The sequence below is a fragment of the Bacillus sp. G16 genome (assembly GCF_021282335.1).
GTDB lineage: Bacteria > Bacillota > Bacilli > Bacillales > Bacillaceae > Bacillus > Bacillus inaquosorum.
In genome coordinates, this window is record NZ_JAJSOZ010000001.1 from 96,461 (window position 1) to 120,008 (window position 23,548).

Here is a 23,548-nt window from a genome sequence, read left to right on the forward strand (position 1 = left end):
AACTTGATGTTTAAAATACGATTCCAAATGAGGACAGGTTCACAGTAAAAGGGAGGATATAAAAGTGAGAAAGAGTTTATTGACACTTGGTTTGGCTTCCGTCATCGGGACAAGCAGTTTTTTGATCCCATTTACAAGTAAAACTGCATCGGCGGAAACATTAGATGAAAAGAAACAAAAAATCGAAAGCAAGCAATCTGAGGTTGCTTCCAGCATCGAAGCGAAGGAAAAAGAATTAACTGAGCTTCAGGCAAATCAATCAAAGATTGAAAAAGAACTGAAAGACATTAACGCTAAGGCGCTTGATACAAGCAACAAGATCGAAGATAAAAAAGAAGAAAACGATAAAACAAAAGAAGAAATCAAAAAACTGAAAAAAGAGATTAAAGAGACAGAAGCCCGCATCGAAAAACGCAACGAAATCCTGAAAAAACGCGTTCGTTCTTTACAGGAAAGCGGCGGATCTCAAGGATACATAGATGTTCTTTTAGGATCAACAAGCTTTGGTGACTTTATCTCTCGCGCGACTGCGGTTTCATCTATTGTGGATGCAGACAAAGATTTAATCAAGCAGCAAGAGCAGGATAAAGCGAAGCTTGAAGATTCTGAAGCGGATTTGAATGACAAGCTGAAAGAAGTTCAAGCTGCATTGGCTAAATTAGAAACAATGCAAAAAGACCTTGATAAACAGCTTGATGAAAAAGACAAGCTTTTCGATGAAGCAAAAGCAAGCCAGAAGAAAACGGCTGATGCGATTTCTGAATTAAAATCAGAAGCATCTGAACTTGCAAACCAAAAAGCAGATACTGAAGCTGAACAAGCACGTATCAAAAAAGAACAAGAAGCTGCGGCTGCCTTGATCAAAAAGCAGGAAGAAGCACAAAAAGCATCTGATGAGACACAAACAGATGACAGCCAAACGGCTACAACTGAAACAGCAAAAGCAAGCTCATCTGATGATGATTCTTCAGACAACTCTTCTAACGGTTCATCAAACAGTTCGTCTAACGGCTCATCTTCTAAGAAGAGCAGCGGCTCAAACAGCAACTCAGGCGGCACTGTTATCAGCAATTCAGGCGGAATTGAAGGTGCGATCAGCGTTGGTTCAAGCATTGTAGGACAATCTCCGTACAAATTTGGCGGCGGACGCACTCAGTCTGATATCAACAACCGTATTTTTGACTGCTCATCATTCGTACGCTGGGCATACGCTTCTGCAGGTGTGAACCTTGGACCTGTAGGCGGAACAACAACTGATACGTTAGTTGCAAGAGGACAAGCTGTCAGCGCGTCTGAAATGAAACGCGGAGACTTAGTTTTCTTTGACACATACAAAACAAACGGTCACGTTGGAATTTACTTAGGAAACGGTACTTTCCTAAACGACAATACATCTCATGGTGTATCTGTTGACTCAATGAGCAACGTTTACTGGAAAAAAGCATTTAAAGGCGTTGTAAGACGTGTTGTTCAATAATAAATAAGACAAGGGCCTTCTATGAACAGAAGGCTCTTTCTTTATTAACATATATACCCTTTTAAAATACATTTAATCGTGATGAGAAAAAATATGAGCAAAAAAATAGCGTATCACCTTGAGATTTTATAGGATATGGGTAAGGAATACGTTTGATGGGGATTCTAATCTTATTAGAAAAAGCCCCCAACTTGAAAAGACGGTTTAAGGAGTGAATAGTGTGTCAGAAGAGAAAATTTATGACGTGATTATTATCGGCGCGGGCCCTGCTGGGATGACGGCCGCTGTATACACATCAAGAGCAAATTTATCGACATTAATGATTGAAAGAGGAATTCCCGGCGGGCAAATGGCCAATACGGAAGATGTAGAAAACTATCCTGGATTCGAAAGCATCCTCGGACCTGAGCTTTCCAACAAAATGTTCGAACACGCGAAAAAATTCGGCGCTGAATACGCTTATGGTGATATTAAAGAAGTCGTTGATGGCAAAGAGTACAAAGTGGTTAAAGCCGGTTCAAAAGAATATAAAGCACGCGCTGTGATCATTGCCGCGGGTGCGGAGTATAAAAAAATCGGCGTGCCTGGCGAAAAAGAATTGGGCGGCCGCGGTGTGTCTTATTGTGCGGTATGTGACGGTGCTTTCTTTAAAGGCAAAGAGCTTGTCGTTGTCGGCGGCGGAGATTCTGCTGTTGAAGAAGGTGTGTACCTGACACGTTTCGCTTCAAAAGTAACGATCGTTCACAGACGTGATAAACTCCGTGCGCAAAGCATTCTTCAAGCGAGAGCATTTGATAATGAAAAAGTTGACTTCCTATGGAATAAAACCGTGAAGGAAATTCATGAGGAAAACGGCAAAGTCGGTAACGTAACGCTTGTCGATACGGTAACCGGTGAAGAAAGTGAATTCAAAACAGACGGCGTATTCATTTACATCGGCATGCTTCCTCTGTCTAAACCGTTTGAAAATCTGGGCATTACGAATGAAGAAGGCTACATCGAAACAAACGACCGAATGGAAACAAAGGTTGAAGGTATTTTCGCTGCCGGAGACATTCGCGAAAAATCACTGCGCCAAATCGTAACGGCTACAGGAGACGGAAGTATTGCGGCACAAAGCGTACAGCATTATGTCGAAGAGCTCCAAGAAACGCTGAAAACCTTAAAATAAAAAGGGCTGTCATACGAGCTTCACATAACGTTACTGGGTTTTAATTCCGCTGTAACAGTTGTGTAATGCTTTTCGGTTATGATTAATAAAGTAATTGACCCCCTTTTTATAATGAATACACTTTTTTGGCACGGATTCTCCAGTTATCCGTGTCCTTTTTTTGTCCAAAAATAAAAGACGGATGCCTGTTACAGCAAAATCATCTGAACCCAGGGATGAATATGCTGTAAAATAGAAGAAAAGATTGTCAATGTCTCTTCATTGTGGGAGGCATCTTGAAGCGGTATAATAAAGAGACGATGACAGGACGAGAAGGTTAGGTGACGTACTTGCAAAGAGTGACAAATTGTGTGCTTCAGACGGATGACAAGGTTCTTTTGCTTCAAAAGCCGAGACGCGGCTGGTGGGTCGCGCCGGGAGGCAAGATGGAGAGCGGAGAATCAGTCAGAGACTCCGTCATCAGAGAGTACAGAGAAGAGACTGGTATCTATATCATAAATCCTCAGTTAAAAGGCGTTTTTACCTTTATTATTAAAGACGGTGACCACATTGTCTCTGAGTGGATGATGTTTACGTTTGTCGCTGATTCTTATACAGGACAAAATGTATCTGAATCAGAGGAGGGCAAGCTGCAGTGGCACGATGTCAATGACATACAAAACCTGCCTATGGCCCCGGGAGACGGCCATATCCTTGATTTTATGATGAAGGGACAAGGGCTGCTGCACGGCACATTTACGTATACACCGGACTTTGAGCTGCTTAGTTATCGATTAGACCCGCAGCATATCAAATAGAAAGACAAGTCAGGGGGGAGAAAGATGAGTGTTAGTGAATCACATGATATTCAGCTTGTCATTATAACCGGAATGTCGGGCGCGGGGAAAACTGTCGCCATTCAAAGCTTTGAAGATCTCGGCTATTTCTGCGTCGATAATCTTCCGCCATCATTGCTTCCTAAATTTTTAGAGCTGATGAAGGAATCAAATTCGAAAATGAGCAAGGTTGCGCTCGTTATGGATTTGCGCGGGCGTGAATTTTTTGACCGGCTGATCGAAGCGCTTGATGAAATGGCGGAAAATCCGTGGATAACACCGCGAATTTTATTCTTGGACGCGAAGGATTCCATTCTTGTCACGAGATATAAAGAAACGAGACGTTCGCATCCGCTGGCAGCGACTGGCCTGCCGCTTGAAGGCATCGCGCTGGAACGTGAGCTGCTTGAGGAATTAAAAGGCCGCTCTCAAATCATTTATGATACGTCGGACATGAAGCCGCGTGATTTACGCGAAAAAATCGTAAAGCACTTTGCGTCAAACCAAGGGGAGACATTTACCGTGAATGTCATGTCATTTGGTTTTAAATACGGTATCCCGATTGACGCAGATCTCGTCTTTGATGTCAGATTTTTGCCGAATCCTTATTATATCGAAAGCATGCGGCCGCTGACTGGCAAGGATGAAGAGGTATCCTCTTACGTCATGAAGTGGAATGAAACGCAAAAGTTCAATGAAAAATTAATCGATCTGCTGAGCTTTATGCTTCCATCTTACAAAAGAGAAGGAAAAAGCCAGGTCGTTATTGCGATCGGCTGCACAGGGGGCCAGCACCGCTCTGTGACACTTGCCGAAAATTTAGCTGATTATTTCAAAAAGGATTACTATACTCATGTTACTCACCGGGACATTGAAAAGAGAAGCCGGAAATAAGATGGGACAAAAGCCGAAAATTGCAATCTTTGGCGGCGGTACGGGTCTTTCTGTATTACTTCGGGGCTTAAAGCATAAACCTGTTGACATTACGGCCATTGTGACAGTTGCCGATGATGGGGGAAGCTCTGGCCGTCTGCGGGATGAATTGCAAATTCCGCCTCCCGGAGACATCAGAAATGTGCTTGCCGCTTTATCCGATGTGGAGCCGCTTGTTGAAGATCTCTTTCAGCACCGCTTCAATAAGGGGAATGATTTAACAGGCCATTCTCTCGGGAATTTGATTTTGGCAGCGATGACAAATATAACCGGTGATTTTTTTCACGCTGTCACAGAAATGAGCAAGGTACTGAATGTAAGTGGAAAGGTTTTGCCAGCTGCCAATGCCAGTGTCGTTCTGCATGCTGAGATGGAAGACGGCCGCGTGGTCTCAGGCGAGTCCACGATCCCGGCGTACGGGCAGCGCATTAAGCGTGTTTTTCTCACGCCTGAACATATTGATCCGCTGCCGGAAACGATAGACGTGATCAGGGAAGCGGATTTGATTATTATCGGCCCGGGAAGCCTCTATACAAGCATTCTTCCCAATTTGCTCGTCCCAAAGATCGGGGAAGAAGTGGTGAAGGCGACGGCGAAAAAAGTATACATTTGCAATGTGATGACTCAGCCCGGCGAAACGCTCCATTACACCGCTGCTGATCACGTGAAAGCGCTCAATCAGCATATGGGCTGCGGTTTTATTGATACGATATTAGTCAACAGCGAAGACATTCCTGACGAAATAAAACGTAAGTACGAAATGGAATCGGCGCGTCCTGTAGATTTTGATATCGAAGAGCTGAAAGCGATGGGGCTTGAAGTCATCAGAGATCAAATCGTAACGTATAAAAATGACGTAATTCGTCACGATACACATAAAGTGGCCTCTCTTCTTGTTGATTTATTGAAAGAATGAAGCCTTGAAATGAGGTGGCTAATATGTCATTTGCATCAGAAACAAAAAAAGAATTAACGAATCTGGAAGTGAAAAACTGCTGCATTAAGGCGGAGCTGTCTGCACTAATCCGGATGAATGGAGCTTTATCATTTACAAACCGCCATCTCGTACTTGACGTTCAAACCGAAAATGCGGCGATTGCCCGCCGCATTTATACATTGCTGAAAAAACAATATGATGTATCGGTCGAGCTGCTGGTCAGAAAGAAAATGCGGCTGAAAAAGAACAACGTCTATATTGTGCGATTTTCAGAAAATGCAAAAGCGATCTTAGAGGATTTAAAAATACTCGGAGAGAATTTTGTGTTTGAACGAAGTATTTCGGAAGAGCTGGTCAAAAAGAGATGCTGCAAGCGTTCTTATATGAGAGGGGCATTTTTAGCGGGAGGTTCGGTCAATAACCCGGAAACCTCCTCGTATCATTTAGAAATCTTCTCTCTTTATAAGGAGCATAACGATTCATTATGCGACCTGCTAAATGAGTTTCAGCTAAACAGCAAAACGCTCGAACGGAAAAAAGGCTATATCACTTATTTAAAAGAGGCGGAAAAGATTACTGAGTTTCTGAACGTGATCGGCGCCCACAATTCGCTTCTGCGATTTGAGGATGTCAGAATCGTCAGGGATATGAGAAATTCAGTCAACCGCCTCGTCAATTGTGAAACAGCCAACTTAAACAAAACGATCGGCGCTTCGCTCAGACAGGTGGAAAATATTAAATACATCGATGAAAGAATCGGCCTGGATGCGCTTCCTGAAAAACTTCGGGAAATCGCGCAGCTGCGGATTGATTATCAGGAAGTGACGCTGAAAGAGCTGGGGGAAATGGTAGCAAGCGGGAAAATCAGCAAATCAGGAATCAACCACAGGCTGAGAAAACTTGACGAAATCGCAGAACAGCTGCGGACAGGGCAAACCGTCACTTTAAAATAACCGTAAAGAAAAGGGGAGATCTTATGGTTCAACAGAAAGTGGAAGTTCGATTAAAGACAGGACTGCAGGCGCGTCCTGCTGCTTTGTTTGTACAAGAAGCAAACCGGTTTACGTCAGATGTGTTTCTTGAGAAGGATGGGAAAAAAGTAAACGCAAAAAGCATCATGGGGCTGATGAGCCTTGCGGTCAGCACAGGTACTGAGGTTACCTTGATCGCCCAGGGAGAAGACGAACAGGAGGCGCTGGAAAAGCTGGCTGCTTATGTTCAAGAAGAAGTTTAGGTGATAAAGATGAATGACTTTCTAAAAGACTGCTTTCAGAAAATCGGCTGGGAGAAAGACCATGTCAGCTTCGTTGATCTCCCCCTTTTTCTCAAATCAATGGCATACCGTTTTCCATTTGAAAACCGTGCCGTACTCTCAAAAGAGAATTACAACATAACAAAAGAAGAGCTATGGCGCCGCCTGGTCAAAGAACAGCACGGCGGCCTGTGCTACGATTTAAATGGTTTTCTTTATTTTGTCTTGCGTGAGGCCGGATTTCATGTGAAGCTTATTCGGGGAACGGTTTATGCAGGACAACAAGAAGAATGGGCATTAGAAGGAACGCATGCTGCTGTATTGCTGTCTGCGGAAAAAGGCGATTATATCGTTGATATTGGATTTGGCATCAACCTGGCGCTCCAGCCGATACCGCTTTCTGGAGAAACGGTACAATCTCCTGTCGGGTCATTCCGAATCAAAGAGGAAGAGACAGAAAAGGGCAGCCATGTTCTGTTGATGGACAAAGGGGAAGGCTGGCAAATCGGTTACGCCTTTACTCTTGAAGAGAGTGATCCCGGTGATTTAGGTGACATGAAGGACATGATTCATTCTCATGAAAAATCTCCTTTTAACAAATCACTTCTTGCCTCAAAACTGACACCGAACGGGCGGATGGTCATGTCAGACCGCCATTTTACGATTCATGAAAACGGCGGTGAGGCTCAAAAAAGTGACATCGCCCCTTCAGAGTTTGAAGAGAAATTAAATACCCATTTTTTGTAACGAGAAAAGCTTGCAGCGTGTCTGCAAGCTTTTTCTTATGAACAAGTATTGATTACTGTATCAAATGCATCTTCTGGGATATACAGTTTTCCCTTTTCATATTGATAAGGAATGTGATTCTCTTTAAAGCACTCTTTGGTGTATTCAGTTAGTGAATCCCCAATTTCTATGTATTTCCCGGTATAGTTCGGCTGACATGCTGAAAGAATTGACGTAGTTGTTAGAAGCAGCATGATTTTCTTCATCGCGACACCTGCTTTTTATGAAATTTTTCCCTTTTATATTCTATCATAACGAATAGAAAAAGACCGATGTACGATTCTCTACATGCTATAATAATTTTGGAATCTTCTAGAAAAATCATCGTGCAGAATATAAGGGGGATAAACGTGTATCGAATTTTGCTTGTGGAAGATGATGACCGGATTGCTTCTTTGCTGGGCGGTCATCTTCAAAAATACGGATATGAAGTGAAAATTGCTGAACAGCTGAATGATATAAAATTGGAATTTGCAGAAATGAAGCCGGATCTTGTGCTGCTTGATATCAACCTGCCTTTTTTTGACGGGTTTTATTGGTGCAGGCAAATCCGTACCATTTCCAATGCACCGATTATCTTTATATCAGCACGGACTGATGAGCTGAATCAGGTGATGGCGATTGAAAATGGCGGCGATGATTATATCACGAAGCCGTTCCATTTAGAGGTAGTGATGGCCAAAATCAAAAGCGTCCTGCGCCGCACCTATGGAGAATACTCGCCTTCTTTGTCACAGGAATCAAGAATAGTGGAGCTTGGCGGGCTGACGATTTATCCTGATCAGAATGAGGCCGAGTGGAACAGCACCCGCATCTTGTTTTCACAAAAAGAATTTCAGCTCCTATCGATTTTCGTGAGGGAGCATAAAAAAATCGTCTCCCGTGATGAACTATTGGAGGCTTTATGGGATGACATTGATTTTGTCGATGATAATACGTTAACGGTCAATGTCAATCGGCTGCGGAGAAAACTGGAGAATGCCGGACTGAAAGATTGCATTTCAACGATAAGAGGACAAGGCTATCAATTTCAAGTCAATCGGAAGGATGAACCGGAGTGTTAAAGACTTATCTCATCGACCGCTTAGCCATTATTCTATTTTCATTATTAGGGATAGGGACCGCCATGTTGATTGCGTATTTAAGCATCATAGAGAGCGGCGCAGAGCCTTCCGCCGAAAATATGATGTACATATGGATTTTGCCCGGTGCTCTTTTAGCTGCCGGTTTTGCTGCTGATTACATCCGGCAATTTTCCTTTCTCACATATATTAAAAAGCTTGCAGAACAAGCCTCTTCTTCGAATGACATTGGACCGTCTTTGAAAGCCCGAAAGCCAAGAACACGAGAGCAAGCTCTTTGGACGAAAATGATCAACGCACTCGGGCAGCAATACGAGGGCAGGCTCTTACAATATATGAATCAGCAAAAACAGCATTATACCTTCACCAATCAATGGGTCCACCATATGAAAACACCGGTATCTGTTATTTCCTTAATGATTCAGGAAGGAAAAAACGGAACCGCTTCTTCTTTTCCGACGTTTTTAGAGGAGCTGGAGAGTGAAAATGAGAGATTTCGCCATGGTCTTGATATGATGCTGCAAACGGCACGGCTGGAGGAATTTGCGTTCGATGTAAGGCCGCAAACCTTTGATTTGACCGAGCTTGTCCGTTCACTTATTAATCAGGAAAAACGGCAGTTTATCAAACGGCGCCTTTTTCCTAAATTGCATGTGCCGGCAAACGCCGTTCAGATTTCCAGTGATCAAAAGTGGCTTTCCTTTGTGGTTGAGCAGCTTCTTTTCAACGCTTTGAAATATTCAAAGCAAGGTGCGGGTGACCATATTACAATCCGGATTGAAACAGAGGGACATGAGACGCGCCTGTCGCTTGCTGATGAAGGCATCGGCATACCGCCGCAGGATCTGCCGCGGATTTTTGACGCGTTTTTTACCGGGGAAAACGGGCGAAGTATGACAGAAGCAACGGGAATGGGTCTTTATTTAGCAAAACAGGTGTGCAGCCGGCTTGGCCATAAGCTTTATGCGGAATCAAAAGAAGGGACTGGCACTGTGATGACCATCGTGTTTTCAAGTGATACCCTGGTGAATGTGACAGCATTGTAAGGTTGGAGAGCAGATTTGAAAGAAAGTTCGATGGGAGGCTGCTGACTTCCTTTTTATAATAAAGAAAAAGGAGGAGCAGAACATGAACGTGTTACAAACAACGAACCTGTCAAAAACGTACTATTCAAATAAAGGAACGATATCATACCAAGCGCTCAGCGACTTTGATCTCAGTGTGGCGAAAGGAGAATTTGTCGGGATTATGGGGCCGTCGGGAAGCGGAAAAACCACGCTCCTGAATTTGCTGGCCACCATTGATAAGCCGACTCAGGGCGAGATGATGATCAACGGCATTCAGCCGAAAACGTTAAAGGATCAAGACCTGGCTCTGTTTCGCAGAAGAGAACTCGGCTTCGTCTTTCAGGATTTTAATCTGCTTGATACGCTGACGATTCGGGAAAATATTTTGCTGCCGCTCGCATTGGACAAGGTAAAGCTGAGAGAAATGGAAGCCCGCTTGGAAGAACTGGCGGATACGCTGCAAATCAAGCATATTCTCGACCACCGGACATACGAGGTGTCGGGCGGACAGCAGCAGCGCGCGGCCTGTGCCAGAGCGATTATTCACAATCCGGCGCTCATTCTTGCCGATGAACCGACAGGAAACCTTGATTCAAAATCGGCTAAACAAGTAATGAACACGCTGGCTCAGCTGAATGAAGAAAAGGAAGCGACCATTTTATTGGTCACGCATGATGCCACAGCGGCAAGCTTCTGTAAACGGATTGTGTTTATTAAAGACGGCCGTTTCTTTTCAGAAATTCACAGAGGGACAAACCGGCAGGTGTTTTATCAAAGTATATTGGATACCTTGAGTGTGTTGGGAGGCGATTTTCATGAATTTGAGAACCGTCGCCCGTAAAAACATTCTTGGGAATCTGCAAAGATATGTCGCCTACTTTTTAAGCTGTGTGTTTGCCGTTTCGGTGTTTTTTGTCTTCACATCTTTTATTTTTCACCCTGATGTCAATGAAGACAATATATATGGCGGAAGCCTTGTCAAAACGTGCTTGAGCGCAGCTCTTGTCGTCATCATTGTGTTTTGTATATTTTTCATCTCATATTCGAACTCTGCATTTTTGCAGGCGAGAAAGAAAGAGTTTGGGCTGCTGACGCTGTTCGGAACATCAAAGCAGCAGCTTCGCAAAATGATTTATTATGAGCAGTCCCTCATTTCTCTTGCGGCGATTGCCGCAGGCATTGGAGCAGGGCTGTTATTTTCAAAACTGTTTTTTATGATTATGACATGGATGCTCAGCGTGAAAGTGCCGATTTCGTTTGCCATTGTGCCGAAAGCGTTTGTGATGACTGTTGCGGGCTTTCTCATCCTGTTTCAGACGCTGCTCATTTTATCGCTGGGCCGGATTCGCAAGCTGGAAATCATTGAGCTAATTAAATCGGCCCGAAAGCCGAAAAGCTTGCCGGCTTATTCAAAGTGGCTCACTGTGCTGTCCTTGCTTTGTCTGGCTGGCGGTTATTATTTGTCTGCCACGGCGAATGCGATTGATATGGTATTTCGTGTCTTTCCGATTTTAATTTTAGTGTTAATCGGGACGTATTTCTTTTTTACACAAAGCAGTGTGGCGTTTTTCCGCATGCTGTACAGAAAGAAACACAGCTTTTATAAAGGAACGAATATCATTGTCCGTTCCAACATGATCTTCCGGCTGAAGGATCATGCACGAATGCTGTTTTTAACCTCTGTCATTACGGCGGTCATTTTAACCGCTACAGGTGTTATCTATATGTTTTATGCTGATTTAGAAAGACAAGAGGAGCAAAGCATTCCCCAATCTGTTGCCTGGGTAGAAAAAGACGCTTCCAGCTTTCAGGTGATGAAGCCTGAGACGGCTGAGAATACATTGAAAAAAGCTGATGCTGACATCAAGTATAAGGTAAATGCCACAGGAATTCCTGTCACTTTTCAATCAGACTCGCCATATGGGAACAGGAAAGCGGAAGCCGAGGCCTTGCTGATTTCAGAGAAAATCTATAATCAAGTCGCAAAGGAAAAAGGTTTCCCTGTTATTCATTTACAAGAAAATGAAGCGTTTATCAATGTTCCTTTTCAAATGATGGTGAAAGATACATTTGGAGAAGGGGAAACAGCAGCATTTCATATGAAGTCAGGAAAAACACTTTCCTACGTCATGAAAAAGCAGCAGAACAAAGGGATATTGATGTCAGTCGAGGGAGTCAGCCGTTTATTGGTTGTCAGTGAAAAGAGCTTTGACAGCCTGACACATGATGTGCCGCTGAAGGAACAGATGAGAGTGGTAGGTTATGAGCTTGAGCATTGGCAGGAGGCGGTGGATGTCTCTGAAAAGCTTGAAAACATGGTGCCGAAAGAACATACATCTGATTTTCAAACGCGTGCTCCCAGTTATCAAATTGTGAAGCAGGGAGTCGCATTAATGCTGTTTATCGGTCTGTTTGTCAGCGTGCTGTTTTTTATCGTGCAAGGAAGTATGCTGTATTTGCGGATGTTTACTGAAATAGAAGATACGAGAGTGCAAGTTTTAGCATTAAAGAGAATGGGGATTACGGACAAAGAGATTCACTCCATCCTCGGAAAACAAATTGGATTTTTGTTCTTCATCCCATTTATCGCGGGCACCATTCACGCCGGTTTTGCGTATGCGGCGTTAAGCAACATGCTGAATTCCAACTTATTTCTTGAGGCCGTGATTGTCATCTTCATTTATTTTGTGTTCCAGGCTGTTTATTATATCGTGACTCGTCATATTTATAAGCGCGCTGTTCTCCAGCATATGTAATATGAAATCCGGTCTGGATCAGACCGGATTTTTGATTTATTGAAATTCTCTTGTCAGATTTTTCGGTGTATTCCCTTGGATGGCCGCGACCATGTTTTCGGCAGCCTGTTTACACATATTGAAGCGTACTTTCGCTGTTGCTGAGCCGATATGCGGCAGTAAAGTCACATTATCTAGCTTCAAAAGGGGGTTGTTTTTTGCGACAGGTTCTTCCTCGTACACGTCTAAGCCGGCTCCCCTAATCCAGCCTTCCTGAAGGGCGCGAATCAGTGCTTTTTCATCAACCGTCTTTCCCCGGGAAATATTGACGAAAATTGCTGAATCCTTCATCTTCTTAAATTCGCGTTCCCCTATCATGTGATATGTTTCATCAGTCAGCGGTGTGATGAGCAGAATAAAATCAGATTGTTCGAGCAATGTATCAAGCTCAGCGTACTTGACGCCGATGCTGTCTTCAATTTCTTGTTTGCGATGGCGGTTATGATAAAGCACGTCCATATCGAAGCCGAATTTGGCGCGTCTTGCTGCTTGTTCGCCGATTCTGCCCATGCCGATAATGCCTAACGTCTGATGATGAACATCAATACCGAAAAGCGCTTCCTCTTCAACGGTTCCCCATTTTCCGGCTCTGACGAAACGGTCCAGTTCGGCAACACGTCTGGCGGAAGATAGAATCAGAGAAAAGGCCAGATCCGCAACTGTGTCATCCAGTGTATAAGGTGTATGAGTGCCGACGACACTTCTTTCTTTCATGGCTTCTATATCGAAGTTATCATACCCAACGGATTGATTGCTGACCACTTTGAGCTTAGGCGCATGTTCAAGCAGTTCACGATTGATTGACGGTCCGGATGTTCCTGAAGTTAAAAGCCCTTCAGCATCTTTTAATTTTTCAAAAAGCACGTCATTCGGAAGCGTATCCTCCTGCCATATTTCATAACGGCAATGTTCACCGATGAATGCTTCTATCTCTTCAGGAATCGGTTTTGTGATAAATACAAATGGTTTCAACAAGGCTCCCCCTTTATGGCTGTTGTCTCTTTCATTATATCGGAAATAAATAGATGTTAAAAATATAGCTACGTTCATTTGAATTTCTGGTTCTTTTGAACTTAAAATGGATATAAAAATTGAACGAGTAGCTAAAATCGCTTAAAAAAGTTTTTTAATTATCTGAATTCACCTATATTTTTTGTCAGACAAATCATCAATATGCGAGCTGCATCCAGATTATAGGATTCATTAAATATAAATTTTATTATCTTTGAAAGATATAAATTTTTATGTTTTGATTCTACAGTCCAATTATAGTGTCTTTTTTTGAAAGCCTTTTCGCGGCGTATTCCTATGCTATAATTCCTTACTGTAAGCTGGGTAAGAAGGCTTGCAAAATCATATGGATGGGAGATGAATCAAATGGTTTCTTTAACATCAATTTTGGAACACAATCAGCGATTTGTCAGAGAGAAGAAGTATGAACCGTACAAAACGACAAAATTTCCTTCAAAAAAGCTCGTCATTGTCACCTGTATGGATACAAGGCTCACAGAACTTCTTCCGCAAGCAATGGGACTTAAAAACGGTGATGCTAAAATTGTGAAAAACGCGGGAGCCATCGTTTCTCACCCATTTGGAAGTGTGATGCGAAGCATACTGGTAGCGATTTATGAATTGCAGGCTGAAGAGGTATGCATTGTCGGCCACCATGAATGCGGGATGTCAGGACTGAATGCGTCTTCGATTCTCGAGAAAGCGAAGGAACGCGGGGTGGAAGAAAGCTGCCTGAATTTGCTGTCGAGCGCCGGACTTGATTTGAAATCATGGCTGACCGGTTTTCACAGCGTAGAAGAAAGCGTTTCCCACAGTGTAAACATGATCAAGAACCATCCGTTGCTGCCGAAAAAGGTTCCGGTTCACGGGCTTGTCATTCATCCTGAAACAGGAAAACTTGATGTCGTCATTAACGGTTATGAAACTGAGCTCATAAACACACATTTATAAGGGAGGTTATAACAAAATATGCGATTCTCAGGGAGATTCAAGGGATACAATTTGCAGAAATTTCAGAAAGACCTGATTGCAGGTATCGTAGTAGGTGTCGTGGCAATTCCTTTAGGGATGGCATTTGCCATTGCCTCGGGAGTCGAGCCTGAATACGGGCTGTACACTGTTGTGGTGGCAGGGATTTGTATTTCCTTGTTTGGGGGATCCAAATATCAAATTGGCGGTCCGACAGGCGCCTTTGTCCCGATTCTATTCGGCATTGTGATGCAGTACGGCTTGGAGAACCTGCTGATTGCAGGGTTTATGGCAGGAGTGATGCTGGTGCTGTTCGGGCTGTTTAAGCTCGGAAAAATTATGAAATTCGTGCCGAAGCCCGTTATCGTCGGTTTTACAGCCGGAATTGCCGTGCTCATCTTCACGGAGCAAATCGCTAATTTTCTCGGTTTGAGAAATGTTGAAAAACATGAGAATTTTCATCACAACATGTTTGAAATTGCACAGAAGCTCGGCACCTTTAATATGTATGCCATTTTGACAGCAGTGATCGGGCTCGTCATTTTGCTTGTATCCGCCAAAGTGATGCCTAAAGTACCGGGCGCTTTATTGGCTCTTCTGATTTCCACACTGGTCGCGGTTGTATTTTTCCCTGATCGCATGGCAACGATCGGGTCAACATATGGAGAAATTCCCCGCCATTTGCCGGAATTTCAGTTCCCGGAGCTTACATTGGATAAAATGGTCATGCTGTTTCCGGCAGCGCTTGTCATCGCGCTTCTTGGCGGCCTTGAGTCGATTTTGTCCGCAATGGTCGCTGATAACATGAAGGGCTCAAAGCATGACAGCAACAAGGAGCTTGTCGGCCAGGGAATTGCGAATATGGCTGCGCCGCTGTTCGGCGGAATTCCGGCAACAGGAGCGATCGCCAGAACGGCAACCAATATTAAAAACGGAGCGGTTTCACCTGTTTCCGGGGTCGTTCACGGTGTAGTCGTTCTGCTTGTACTGATCGTATTTGCGCCTTATGCATCCCATGTACCGCTTGCCAGTATGGCGCCGATTCTCATGGTTGTCGCATGGAATATGAGTGAGCGGAAGGAAGTCGCAAACATGCTGAGACTGAAAAACGCTGATTCCTTTATTTTGGCGGCGACCTTTGTTCTTACGGTTCTGTTTGATCTAATCGTCGGTGTGGCAACCGGCTTGCTGCTCGCATTTGTCTTCTTCATCAGAAGAATGAGCGAAGCGACCCGCATCCACAATCAGGAATCGCATCCTGTTCTGGCGAAGAGAGAAGATCCATCTGTCAGCATGTATGCGATAGAAGGGCCGCTGTTTTTCGGGTCAATTGATTCTCTTGAATCTTCACTGCTGGAGCATGTGCAGAAAAAGCCTAAGACCCTCATTCTGCTCATGAATAAGGTGCACTACATGGATACGTCAGCTGAAGCAGTGCTTGGCAACATTATGAATAGAATTAAACGCCACAACGGAAAGCTGATGATTGTAGGACTGCAATCGCAGCCGAAGGAGCTGCTGCATAAAACAGGCCTATTTCACAAAATAGGGAAGCAGCATTTCTTTGATCACCATGATGAAATCACAGGTTAAAAAAAGCGGCCAATGCGGCCGCTTTTTTTATGCATGCTCAAATCGTTTTGTCAGTTTTTCTTGGTGGGCCTTCATCACGTCTTCTAAGGAGACACCGTACATATCAGCAAGAATGGCGATATTTCCGATGACATCTCCCATTTCTTCAATCAATTCTTGTTTTTGCTCAGCTCGTGTCGATTCCTTCTCACCCGGCCGGTCTCTGCCGATCTCATATGCCCTGACAGCCCGGGCCAGTTCTCCGGCTTCCTCCATTAAAAAGCCGACTCGAATAAACGGTCCGTATTCTGTCCAGCCTCTTTTTTCGTAAAACTCCTTCATCCATTTTTCTGCATCAGCCAGCTGCAACATCATCACTCCTGCATTCTTTATGTATTTCATATTGATATTATCACATGAAGGTGGGACAATATATAGTGTGTTTTTTGAATATTTAACACGATATATAGATGCGGAGATGACAAGATGAAAACAATTTGTGTATTTGCGGGGTCAAACCCGGGGGGAAATGAAGCGTATAAAAGAAAAGCGGCAGAGCTTGGCGCGTACATGGCTGAGCAGGGAATCGGCCTTGTCTATGGAGGCTCCCGCGTAGGCTTGATGGGCGCCATTGCTGACGCGATTATGGAAAACGGCGGAACTGCAATCGGGGTCATGCCGAGCGGTTTGTTCAGCGGGGAGGTTGTCCATCAAAATCTGACTGAACTGATTGAAGTAAACGGGATGCATGAACGAAAGGCTAAAATGAGCGAGCTGGCAGATGGTTTTATCGCTATGCCGGGCGGCTTCGGTACATATGAAGAATTATTTGAAGTGCTTTGCTGGGCGCAGATCGGCATCCACCAAAAGCCGATCGGACTGTACAATGTGAACGGATATTTTGAACCGATGATGAAAATGATCAAATACAGCATTCAAGAAGGGTTTTCTAACGATTCACACCTTAAGCTGATCCACAGTGCTTCACGCCCTGATGAGTTAATTGAGCAAATGCAGAACTACTCTTATCCGATTTTAGAGAAAAAGTGGACGGAGATCTAAAAAAGAGCCTTCTTCAGGGAAGGAGAGTTAGTGAGTGAGCCGCCTATCGTATTCGGTCAACGGCCGTTGATTCACTATATTCCGGGGCAGTAATCCAGGTGGAGAATCAACTAAAAATCGAGTTTTTTGACAATGTGAGATTTCCTAAAGGAAATCTCTTTTTTAAATTTCTTTTTGCTGCATCGTATATTCAGTTGTAATAAAGGACTTTTTCACTAGTTTGGATAATAAGCACAGGTAAGGAGGGGATGAAAATGGCAACATTGTCAGATGTGGCAAAAAAGGCAAATGTTTCGAAAATGACGGTATCACGAGTGATTAATCATCCTGAGACGGTGACAGATGAATTGAAAAAGCTTGTTCATTCTGCAATGAAAGAGCTGAATTACATCCCTAATTATGCGGCAAGAGCGCTTGTGCAAAACAGAACACAGGTTGTCAAACTGTTGATTCTTGAGGAAATGGATACGACAGAACCATATTACATGAACCTGCTGACCGGAATCAGCCGGGAGCTGGATCGCAATCATTATGCTCTGCAGCTTGTGACAAGAAACTCTCTCAATATTGGCCAATGCGACGGCATTATTGCTACCGGCTTGAGAAAGACCGATTTTGAAGGTGTGATCAAAGCCTTTGAAAAGCCGCTGGTCGTATTTGGGGAAAATGAAATGGGCTATGACTTTATTGATGTGAATAACGAGAAAGGCACTTTTATGGCAACCCGCCACGTTATAGGACTGGGGGAGCGGGAAGTTGTCTTTTTTGGCATTGATTTAGATGAGCCTTTTGAACGTTCCAGAGAACAGGGGTATATTCGGGCGATGAATGAAAGCTTTAGAAAAACGAATATTTTCCGGATCGACAACAGTTCTAAAAAAAGTGAATGCCTTGCAAAAGAAGTGCTGAAATCCCTGGACAATCAGGCCGCATTTGTCTGTGCATCCGATCGAATCGCGCTCGGCGTCATTCGTGCGGTGCAATCGCTTGGGAAACGAATTCCTGAAGACGTTGCTGTGACCGGGAATGACGGCGTTTTTCTTGATCGTATCTCCTCGCCTCGGCTGACTACGGTCAGACAGCCTGTTGTTGAAATGGGGGAAGCCTGTGCGAGGATGCTTTTGAAAAAAATGAATGAAGACGGTGCTGCCCAAGGAAATCTATTTTTTGAGCCAGAGTTAATTGTACGTGAATCAACTCTGTAAGAGCCTTATTCTGTTATCGGTAACAAGGTAAAAAGGATTGTTCCAGCTATTTCATCATGATACTTTCAAACTAAGAGCCGGCCTAAATAAAACGGAAATCAAAGGGGGAGACATGATGGAATATGCAGCGATTCATCATCAGCCGTTCTGTTCTGATGCTTATTCTTATGACGGGCGGACAGTGCATATCAAGATTCGGACGAAAAAAGGTGATGCAAATCAGATTTCATTAATTTGGGGCGATCCTTATGAGTACAACGTCGGCAGGTGGTCGGCAAACGAGCTGCCGATGAGGAAAATTGCCGCAACAGAAATGCATGATTATTGGTTTGCTGAAGTGGTGCCGCCATTTAGGCGTTTGCAATATGCGTTTGTTGTAACAGACCATCAGGAAGACATCTTTTTCGGAAGTTCAGGTGTATGCCCTTATAACGAAAAAACGCTGGAGACGATCCATTATTATTTTAAACTTCCATTTGTTCACGAGGCCGATACATTCCAAGCGCCTGAGTGGGTCAAATCAACGGTTTGGTATCAAATTTTTCCGGAGCGTTTTGCTAATGGAAGAGAAGACTTATCGCCGGAGAATGTATTACCGTGGGGGAGCAAGGATCCGGACGTCAATGATTTTTTTGGAGGAGATTTGCAAGGAATTGTTGACAAGCTTGATTATTTAGAGGATTTAGGGGTGAACGGAATTTATGTAACTCCGATCTTTTCCGCGCCTTCTAATCATAAATACGACACGCTGGACTACTATTCCATTGATCCGCATTTTGGAGATCCGGAGCTTTTTCGCACATTGGTCAGCCAGCTTCATCAGCGGGGGATGAGAATTATGCTTGATGCTGTTTTTAATCATATAGGCAGCGCTTCTCCGCAGTGGCAGGATGTCGTGAAAAACGGAGCTCAATCCCGCTATAAAGATTGGTTCCATATTCACTCTTTTCCTGTCAAAGAAGGCAATTATGATAGGTTTGCGTTTACACCTGATATGCCGAAGCTACATACGGCTAATCCCGAAGTACAGAGATATTTGCTTGATATTGCTTTGTACTGGATTCGCGAATTTGACATTGACGGCTGGCGTTTGGATGTGGCCAATGAAGTGGATCACGCTTTTTGGAAGACATTCAGGCAAGCCGTATCAGCAGAAAAGCCTGACCTTTATATTTTAGGAGAGATCTGGCATTCTGCCGAACCTTGGCTTAGAGGAGATGAATTTCATGCGGTGATGAATTATCCTTTTACAGAGCCTATGATTGAATATTTTGCTGACCGGGCGATTCCAGCCTCGCGTATGGCCCACCGTGTAAATGCACATTTGATGAATGGGATGAAGCAGGTCAATGAGGTGATGTTTAATTTACTGGATAGCCATGATACAAAACGCCTTTTGACCAGATGCCGCAATGACGAGAAAAAAGCACGCGCTCTGCTGGCCTTTATGTTTGCCCAGACAGGTTCACCATGCATCTATTACGGAACAGAAATCGGGCTGGACGGCGAAAATGATCCTTTATGCCGGAAATGTATGGTTTGGGAAAAAGAAAAGCAAAATCAAGAAATGCTTCTATTTATGAAGCGGTTAATTGCTTTACGCAAACAGGAAAACACTTTATTGACTGAGGGAAATCTTGAGTGGAATCTGCTGGATGACCAAAACAACTTTATTAGTTTTTCACGGACTCTTGATGAAAAAACACTGATTTATTTCTTTAATCAGGGGGATGCGGCTCAACTTGTCAGTTTACGGGATTTGAATATTGAAAGGAATAAGAAAATCTACGATGTATGGACAGAGCAGCCGCTCCATCATAGCGATGTGATTGCCGTTCAGCCGGGAGAATTTTTTATTTTGGGTGCTGCCGTCCCTGTTTAAATTCTGTTATCGGTAACAAATCAAAAGATGTTGTAACCGCTTTCTATAGGCCCATACAATTGTTATAGATTCATAAATAGAAGGGGGAAAAGAGATGATCCTTTTTAAAAAGGGGTTCGCTTTATTGGCGGCATCAGTCCTGACATTCGGTCTCGCCGCCTGTTCAAATTCAAAAGATCCGACAAGCTCTGATGGCAAAAAAGTACTGACTGTGTCTGTCGAAGAAACCTATAAAGAATCCATTGAAAGCATAAAAGCAAAGTTTGAAAAAGAGAATGATGTCACAATAAAAGTTGTTGAAAAGCAAATGTTCGAGCAATTGGAAGCACTTCCTCTTGATGGCCCGGCAGGTAATGCACCTGATGTTATGCTTGCAGCGTACGACCGGATCGGCGGTTTGGGCCAGCAAGGACATTTGCTTGATATTAAGCCATCTAATACAAAAAGTTTTGGCGATAAAGAGATGCAGCAGGTAACGGTTGACGGCAAGGTGTATGGTATGCCGCTAGTCATTGAAACACTTGTTTTGTATTACAACAAAGATCTCTTACAAACAGCACCAAAAACATTTAAAGATCTTGAAAAATTAACAGAGGATTCCCGGTTTGCGTTTGCTTCGGAAAAAGGAAAATCAACCGGATTTTTAGCGAAATGGACTGACTTTTATATGTCGTACGGTTTGTTGGCCGGTTACGGCGGATATGTATTTGGAAAAAACGGAACAGATTCCGGGGACATCGGCCTGAACAATAAAGGGGCTGTAGAAGCGGTGAAATATGCGGAGAAATGGTTTAAAACCTATTGGCCAAAAGGCATGCAAGACAATTCAAGCGCTGACGATTTTATTCAGCAGATGTTTTTAGACGGCAAAGCGGGTGCGATCATCGGCGGACCTTGGTCAGCTGCCAACTATATAGAGGCTAAATTGAACTACGGAGCGGCTCCTATTCCGACATTGCCAAATGGAGAAGAATATGCTCCTTTTGCCGGCGGCAAGGGCTGGGTTGCTTCAAAATATACAAAAGAACCCGAACTGGCTGAAAAATGGCTTGAGTATGCTACAAATGATGCCAATGCTTACGCTTTTTATGAGGATACAAACGAAGTTCCGGCCAATACAGCTGCAAGGAAGAAAGCGGATGGGCAAAAAAATGAGCTGACGTCAGCTGTGATTAAACAATATGAAACAGCGACACCGACTCCGAATATTCCGGAAATGGCTGAGGTATGGACGGGAGCGGAAAGTTTGATTTTTGATGCGGTTTCAGGAAAAAAAGCGGCGCAAACATCAGCGAATGATGCTGTAAACGTCATAAAGGACAATATCAAAGAAAAGTATGTGAAATAAAACGGCGGGACAGCGTCCGGAAGAATAGAGGGCGAAAAAATGAATACACACCACACACTTGCAAAGCAAAAACGAAAGGCAGGGCTTTTATCGATCATTCCAGGGCTTGGGCAGATTGCGAATCAGCAGTTTTCAAAGGGGATCTTGTTTCTTGTCATCACGGGTTTGTTTGCTCTTGAATTAAGCGTTTTCGGCATTCAAGCGCTAACCGGATTGATGACCTTGGGAAGTGTTCCCGGTGAAGACCACTCACTGTTTATGCTGATTGAAGGCACACTGCAATTGATCGTGACGCTGATTTTCCTCATGTTCTATATCTTTAATATTCATGATTCACGTAAGACCGCCGCTATGAAGGCGGCGGGTTTGGAGGTCAATACAACGGCCAAGGATATGATCTGTCATGCGGGTGATAAAGGGTTTCCATATTTATTTACACTGCCGGCATATATCATGATGGTGTTTGTGATTATTTTTCCGGTTTTGGTGACTCTGTTTGTTGCATTAACAAACTATGATTTTTATCATATTCCGCCTAATAGTCTGATTGACTGGGTCGGTTTTAAAAATTTCTTGAATATTTTTTTCCTTGGCTCCTATCGTGAAACATTTATGAATGTACTGGGCTGGACAATTATCTGGACAATCTGTGCAACAACGCTGCAAATCATTTTGGGTATCGTGACGGCACTTTTCGTCAATCAGGATTTTATAAAGGGCAAGCGGATATTTCGAATGATTTTCTTATTTCCATGGGCTGTTCCGGCTTTTATTACAATCATGAGTTTTTCGAACATTTTTAACGACAGCATAGGGGCGATGAATGCACAGGTGATTCCATTATTAAATCACCTGCCGTTCGTAGAGGTGCCGGCGATCGCGTGGAAGACTGATCCTTTCTGGACAAAGACAGCCCTTATTATGGTTCAGACCTGGCTCGGCTTTCCTTATATTTATGTCATGATAACGGGAGTGCTTCAGGCCATCCCAGGTGAACTGTATGAAGCGGCAAAGATTGACGGGGCTACTTTTATTCAGCGTTTTCAACATATTACATTCCCGATGATTTTATTTGCGACAGCACCCGTGATGATTACCCAGTATACGTTTAATTTCAATAACTTCTCGATTATCTACTTATTTAATGAGGGAGGACCGGGCAGCGCGGGAGCCGGAGCCGGGTCGACCGATATCTTAATTTCTTGGATTTATAAACTGACAACAGGCACATCACCGCAATATTCCGTTGCCGCGGCTGTTACACTATTAATTTCTTTCATTGTCATTGGAATTTCCCTGATTGCTTTTAAAAAATCGAATGCTTTTGGCAATGAGGAGGTTATGTAGGTGAATGTGAGAACTGCCAGAATGCTTAATAGAATCTGTACCTATTTATTTTTGACGCTGCTAAGTATTGTCATTATATATCCGTTGCTGATTACGGCATCATCCGCTTTCCGTGTCGGAAATGCAACGGCTTTTCAGCTTGATTTTTCGGGTTCTTGGACTTTGGATCATTTTAAGCGGCTATTTGACGAGACACTTTATCTTCATTGGTACGGCAATACACTTGTCATTGCGCTATCGGTCATGGTATTGCAGGTTACGATTGTGACGCTTGCCGGGTATACGTACAGCCGCTATCGGTTTGCAGGCCGAAAAAAGAGCCTGGTATTCTTTTTAATCATTCAAATGGTGCCGACGATGGCAGCGCTGACTGCTTTTTACGTTCTGGCAATGCTGATAGGCGCACTTGATCAATACTGGTTTTTGACAGCAATCTATATCGGCGGCGGAATTCCGATGAACACGTGGCTGATGAAAGGTTATTTTGATACTGTGCCGAGAGAAATTGATGAAGCCGCGCGAATTGACGGGGCGGGACATCTGAGGATTTTCGCTTCCATTGTTCTGCCGCTTGTTAAGCCGATGCTTGCGGTACAAGCGCTTTGGGCGTTTATGGCACCGTTCGGCGACTATTTGCTGGCGAAGTTTTTGCTCCGCTCACCGGAAAGGCTGACCATCGCTGTAGGATTGCAGTCCTTCATTTCAAATCCGCAGCAGCAAAAAGTCGCCCTGTTTGCGGCCGGAGCTATATTGGCCGCACTGCCGATATGCGTCTTGTTCTTTATTCTCCAAAAGAACTTTGTGTCAGGGCTGACAGCCGGCGGAACAAAGGGGTAA

Annotated in this window: 23 protein-coding genes; 20 read left to right on the forward strand and 3 right to left on the reverse strand. The window is 43.8% G+C overall.

The window, feature by feature from the left end; all coding sequences use genetic code 11:
* The first annotated feature begins 64 nt into the window (after positions 1–64).
* The 8 genes from cwlO (at position 65) to LWH95_RS00500 (ending at position 7,332) form a co-directional block, all read left to right on the forward strand.
* The gene (gene cwlO, locus LWH95_RS00465; RefSeq protein ID WP_232918724.1) at positions 65–1,477 is read left to right on the forward strand and encodes a peptidoglycan DL-endopeptidase CwlO; all 1,413 of its coding nucleotides are present in this window, start codon (positions 65–67) and stop codon (positions 1,475–1,477) included.
* 220 nt (positions 1,478–1,697) lie between these two features.
* Positions 1,698–2,648, forward strand: coding sequence for a thioredoxin-disulfide reductase (gene trxB / locus LWH95_RS00470; RefSeq protein WP_003228139.1), 951 nt, complete (start codon positions 1,698–1,700; stop codon positions 2,646–2,648).
* Between the two features lie 320 nt (positions 2,649–2,968).
* Positions 2,969–3,445, forward strand: a complete 477-nt coding sequence (locus LWH95_RS00475; RefSeq protein ID WP_014481002.1) for an 8-oxo-dGTP diphosphatase — start codon at positions 2,969–2,971, stop codon at positions 3,443–3,445.
* Positions 3,446–3,469: 24 nt separating this feature from the next.
* Complete coding sequence (gene rapZ, locus LWH95_RS00480; RefSeq protein WP_003235371.1) at positions 3,470–4,357, forward strand: RNase adapter RapZ; 888 nt, start codon at positions 3,470–3,472, stop codon at positions 4,355–4,357.
* A gap of 1 nt (position 4,358) precedes the next feature.
* Positions 4,359–5,312, forward strand: coding sequence for a gluconeogenesis morphogenetic factor (gene mgfK / locus LWH95_RS00485; RefSeq protein WP_232918854.1), 954 nt, complete (start codon positions 4,359–4,361; stop codon positions 5,310–5,312).
* A gap of 23 nt (positions 5,313–5,335) precedes the next feature.
* Positions 5,336–6,286, forward strand: a complete 951-nt coding sequence (whiA, locus tag LWH95_RS00490) for a DNA-binding protein WhiA (RefSeq protein ID WP_232918726.1) — start codon at positions 5,336–5,338, stop codon at positions 6,284–6,286.
* A 23-nt stretch (positions 6,287–6,309) separates the two neighbouring features.
* Positions 6,310–6,567: an HPr family phosphocarrier protein gene (locus LWH95_RS00495; RefSeq protein WP_003219835.1), complete on the forward strand. Its 258-nt coding sequence runs from the start codon at positions 6,310–6,312 to the stop codon at positions 6,565–6,567.
* Positions 6,568–7,332, forward strand: coding sequence for an arylamine N-acetyltransferase family protein (locus LWH95_RS00500; protein WP_232918728.1), 765 nt, complete (start codon positions 6,568–6,570; stop codon positions 7,330–7,332). It abuts the gene before it with no gap.
* A 35-nt stretch (positions 7,333–7,367) separates the two neighbouring features.
* On the opposite strand, the gene LWH95_RS00505 is transcribed toward LWH95_RS00500, so the two are convergent.
* Complete coding sequence (locus LWH95_RS00505) at positions 7,368–7,577, reverse strand: hypothetical protein (protein WP_060399563.1); 210 nt, start codon at positions 7,575–7,577, stop codon at positions 7,368–7,370.
* Positions 7,578–7,721: 144 nt separating this feature from the next.
* Here LWH95_RS00505 and psdR point away from each other — a divergent pair, with 144 nt between their 5' ends.
* From psdR to psdB, 4 genes are all read left to right on the forward strand, one after another.
* A complete protein-coding gene (gene psdR, locus LWH95_RS00510) occupies positions 7,722–8,435 on the forward strand; it encodes a two-component system response regulator PsdR (RefSeq protein ID WP_060399562.1) in 714 nt (237 codons plus the stop codon).
* A complete protein-coding gene (locus LWH95_RS00515; protein WP_232918730.1) occupies positions 8,429–9,499 on the forward strand; it encodes a HAMP domain-containing histidine kinase in 1,071 nt (356 codons plus the stop codon). Before psdR ends, LWH95_RS00515 begins: the two co-directional genes overlap by 7 nt.
* Before the next feature lie 82 nt (positions 9,500–9,581).
* Positions 9,582–10,361: a lantibiotic ABC transporter ATP-binding protein PsdA gene (gene psdA / locus LWH95_RS00520; RefSeq protein WP_084993518.1), complete on the forward strand. Its 780-nt coding sequence runs from the start codon at positions 9,582–9,584 to the stop codon at positions 10,359–10,361.
* Positions 10,336–12,276: a lantibiotic ABC transporter permease PsdB gene (psdB, locus tag LWH95_RS00525; RefSeq protein ID WP_232918732.1), complete on the forward strand. Its 1,941-nt coding sequence runs from the start codon at positions 10,336–10,338 to the stop codon at positions 12,274–12,276. The genes psdA and psdB overlap by 26 nt, the downstream gene beginning before the upstream one ends.
* A gap of 36 nt (positions 12,277–12,312) precedes the next feature.
* On the opposite strand, the gene LWH95_RS00530 is transcribed toward psdB, so the two are convergent.
* Entirely contained in the window at positions 12,313–13,290 is a 978-nt protein-coding gene (locus tag LWH95_RS00530) for a 2-hydroxyacid dehydrogenase (protein WP_232918733.1), read from the reverse strand.
* Positions 13,291–13,683: 393 nt separating this feature from the next.
* On the opposite strand from LWH95_RS00530, the gene LWH95_RS00535 reads away from it, so the two are divergent.
* Positions 13,684–14,277, forward strand: coding sequence for a beta-class carbonic anhydrase (locus LWH95_RS00535; protein WP_080010878.1), 594 nt, complete (start codon positions 13,684–13,686; stop codon positions 14,275–14,277).
* Between the two features lie 18 nt (positions 14,278–14,295).
* Positions 14,296–15,888, forward strand: coding sequence for a SulP family inorganic anion transporter (locus LWH95_RS00540; RefSeq protein WP_232918736.1), 1,593 nt, complete (start codon positions 14,296–14,298; stop codon positions 15,886–15,888).
* A gap of 27 nt (positions 15,889–15,915) precedes the next feature.
* On the opposite strand, the gene LWH95_RS00545 is transcribed toward LWH95_RS00540, so the two are convergent.
* Positions 15,916–16,236: a MazG-like family protein gene (locus tag LWH95_RS00545; protein WP_232918855.1), complete on the reverse strand. Its 321-nt coding sequence runs from the start codon at positions 16,234–16,236 to the stop codon at positions 15,916–15,918.
* A gap of 117 nt (positions 16,237–16,353) precedes the next feature.
* Here LWH95_RS00545 and LWH95_RS00550 point away from each other — a divergent pair, with 117 nt between their 5' ends.
* The 6 genes from LWH95_RS00550 (at position 16,354) to mdxG (ending at position 23,548) form a co-directional block, all read left to right on the forward strand.
* The gene (locus LWH95_RS00550) at positions 16,354–16,929 is read left to right on the forward strand and encodes a TIGR00730 family Rossman fold protein (protein WP_232918738.1); all 576 of its coding nucleotides are present in this window, start codon (positions 16,354–16,356) and stop codon (positions 16,927–16,929) included.
* Positions 16,930–17,183: 254 nt separating this feature from the next.
* Positions 17,184–18,134 (forward strand): LacI family DNA-binding transcriptional regulator, encoded by a 951-nt coding sequence (locus LWH95_RS00555; RefSeq protein ID WP_003235345.1) that lies wholly within the window; start codon positions 17,184–17,186, stop codon positions 18,132–18,134.
* Positions 18,135–18,246: 112 nt separating this feature from the next.
* On the forward strand, positions 18,247–20,016 hold the full coding sequence (locus tag LWH95_RS00560) for a glycoside hydrolase family 13 protein (protein WP_232918740.1): 1,770 nt from the start codon (positions 18,247–18,249) through the stop codon (positions 20,014–20,016).
* A gap of 94 nt (positions 20,017–20,110) precedes the next feature.
* A complete protein-coding gene (locus LWH95_RS00565; protein WP_232918742.1) occupies positions 20,111–21,364 on the forward strand; it encodes a maltodextrin ABC transporter substrate-binding protein in 1,254 nt (417 codons plus the stop codon).
* A 39-nt stretch (positions 21,365–21,403) separates the two neighbouring features.
* Positions 21,404–22,711: a maltodextrin ABC transporter permease MdxF gene (gene mdxF, locus LWH95_RS00570; RefSeq protein WP_232918744.1), complete on the forward strand. Its 1,308-nt coding sequence runs from the start codon at positions 21,404–21,406 to the stop codon at positions 22,709–22,711.
* Positions 22,712–23,548 (forward strand): maltodextrin ABC transporter permease MdxG, encoded by an 837-nt coding sequence (gene mdxG / locus LWH95_RS00575; RefSeq protein WP_100276358.1) that lies wholly within the window; start codon positions 22,712–22,714, stop codon positions 23,546–23,548.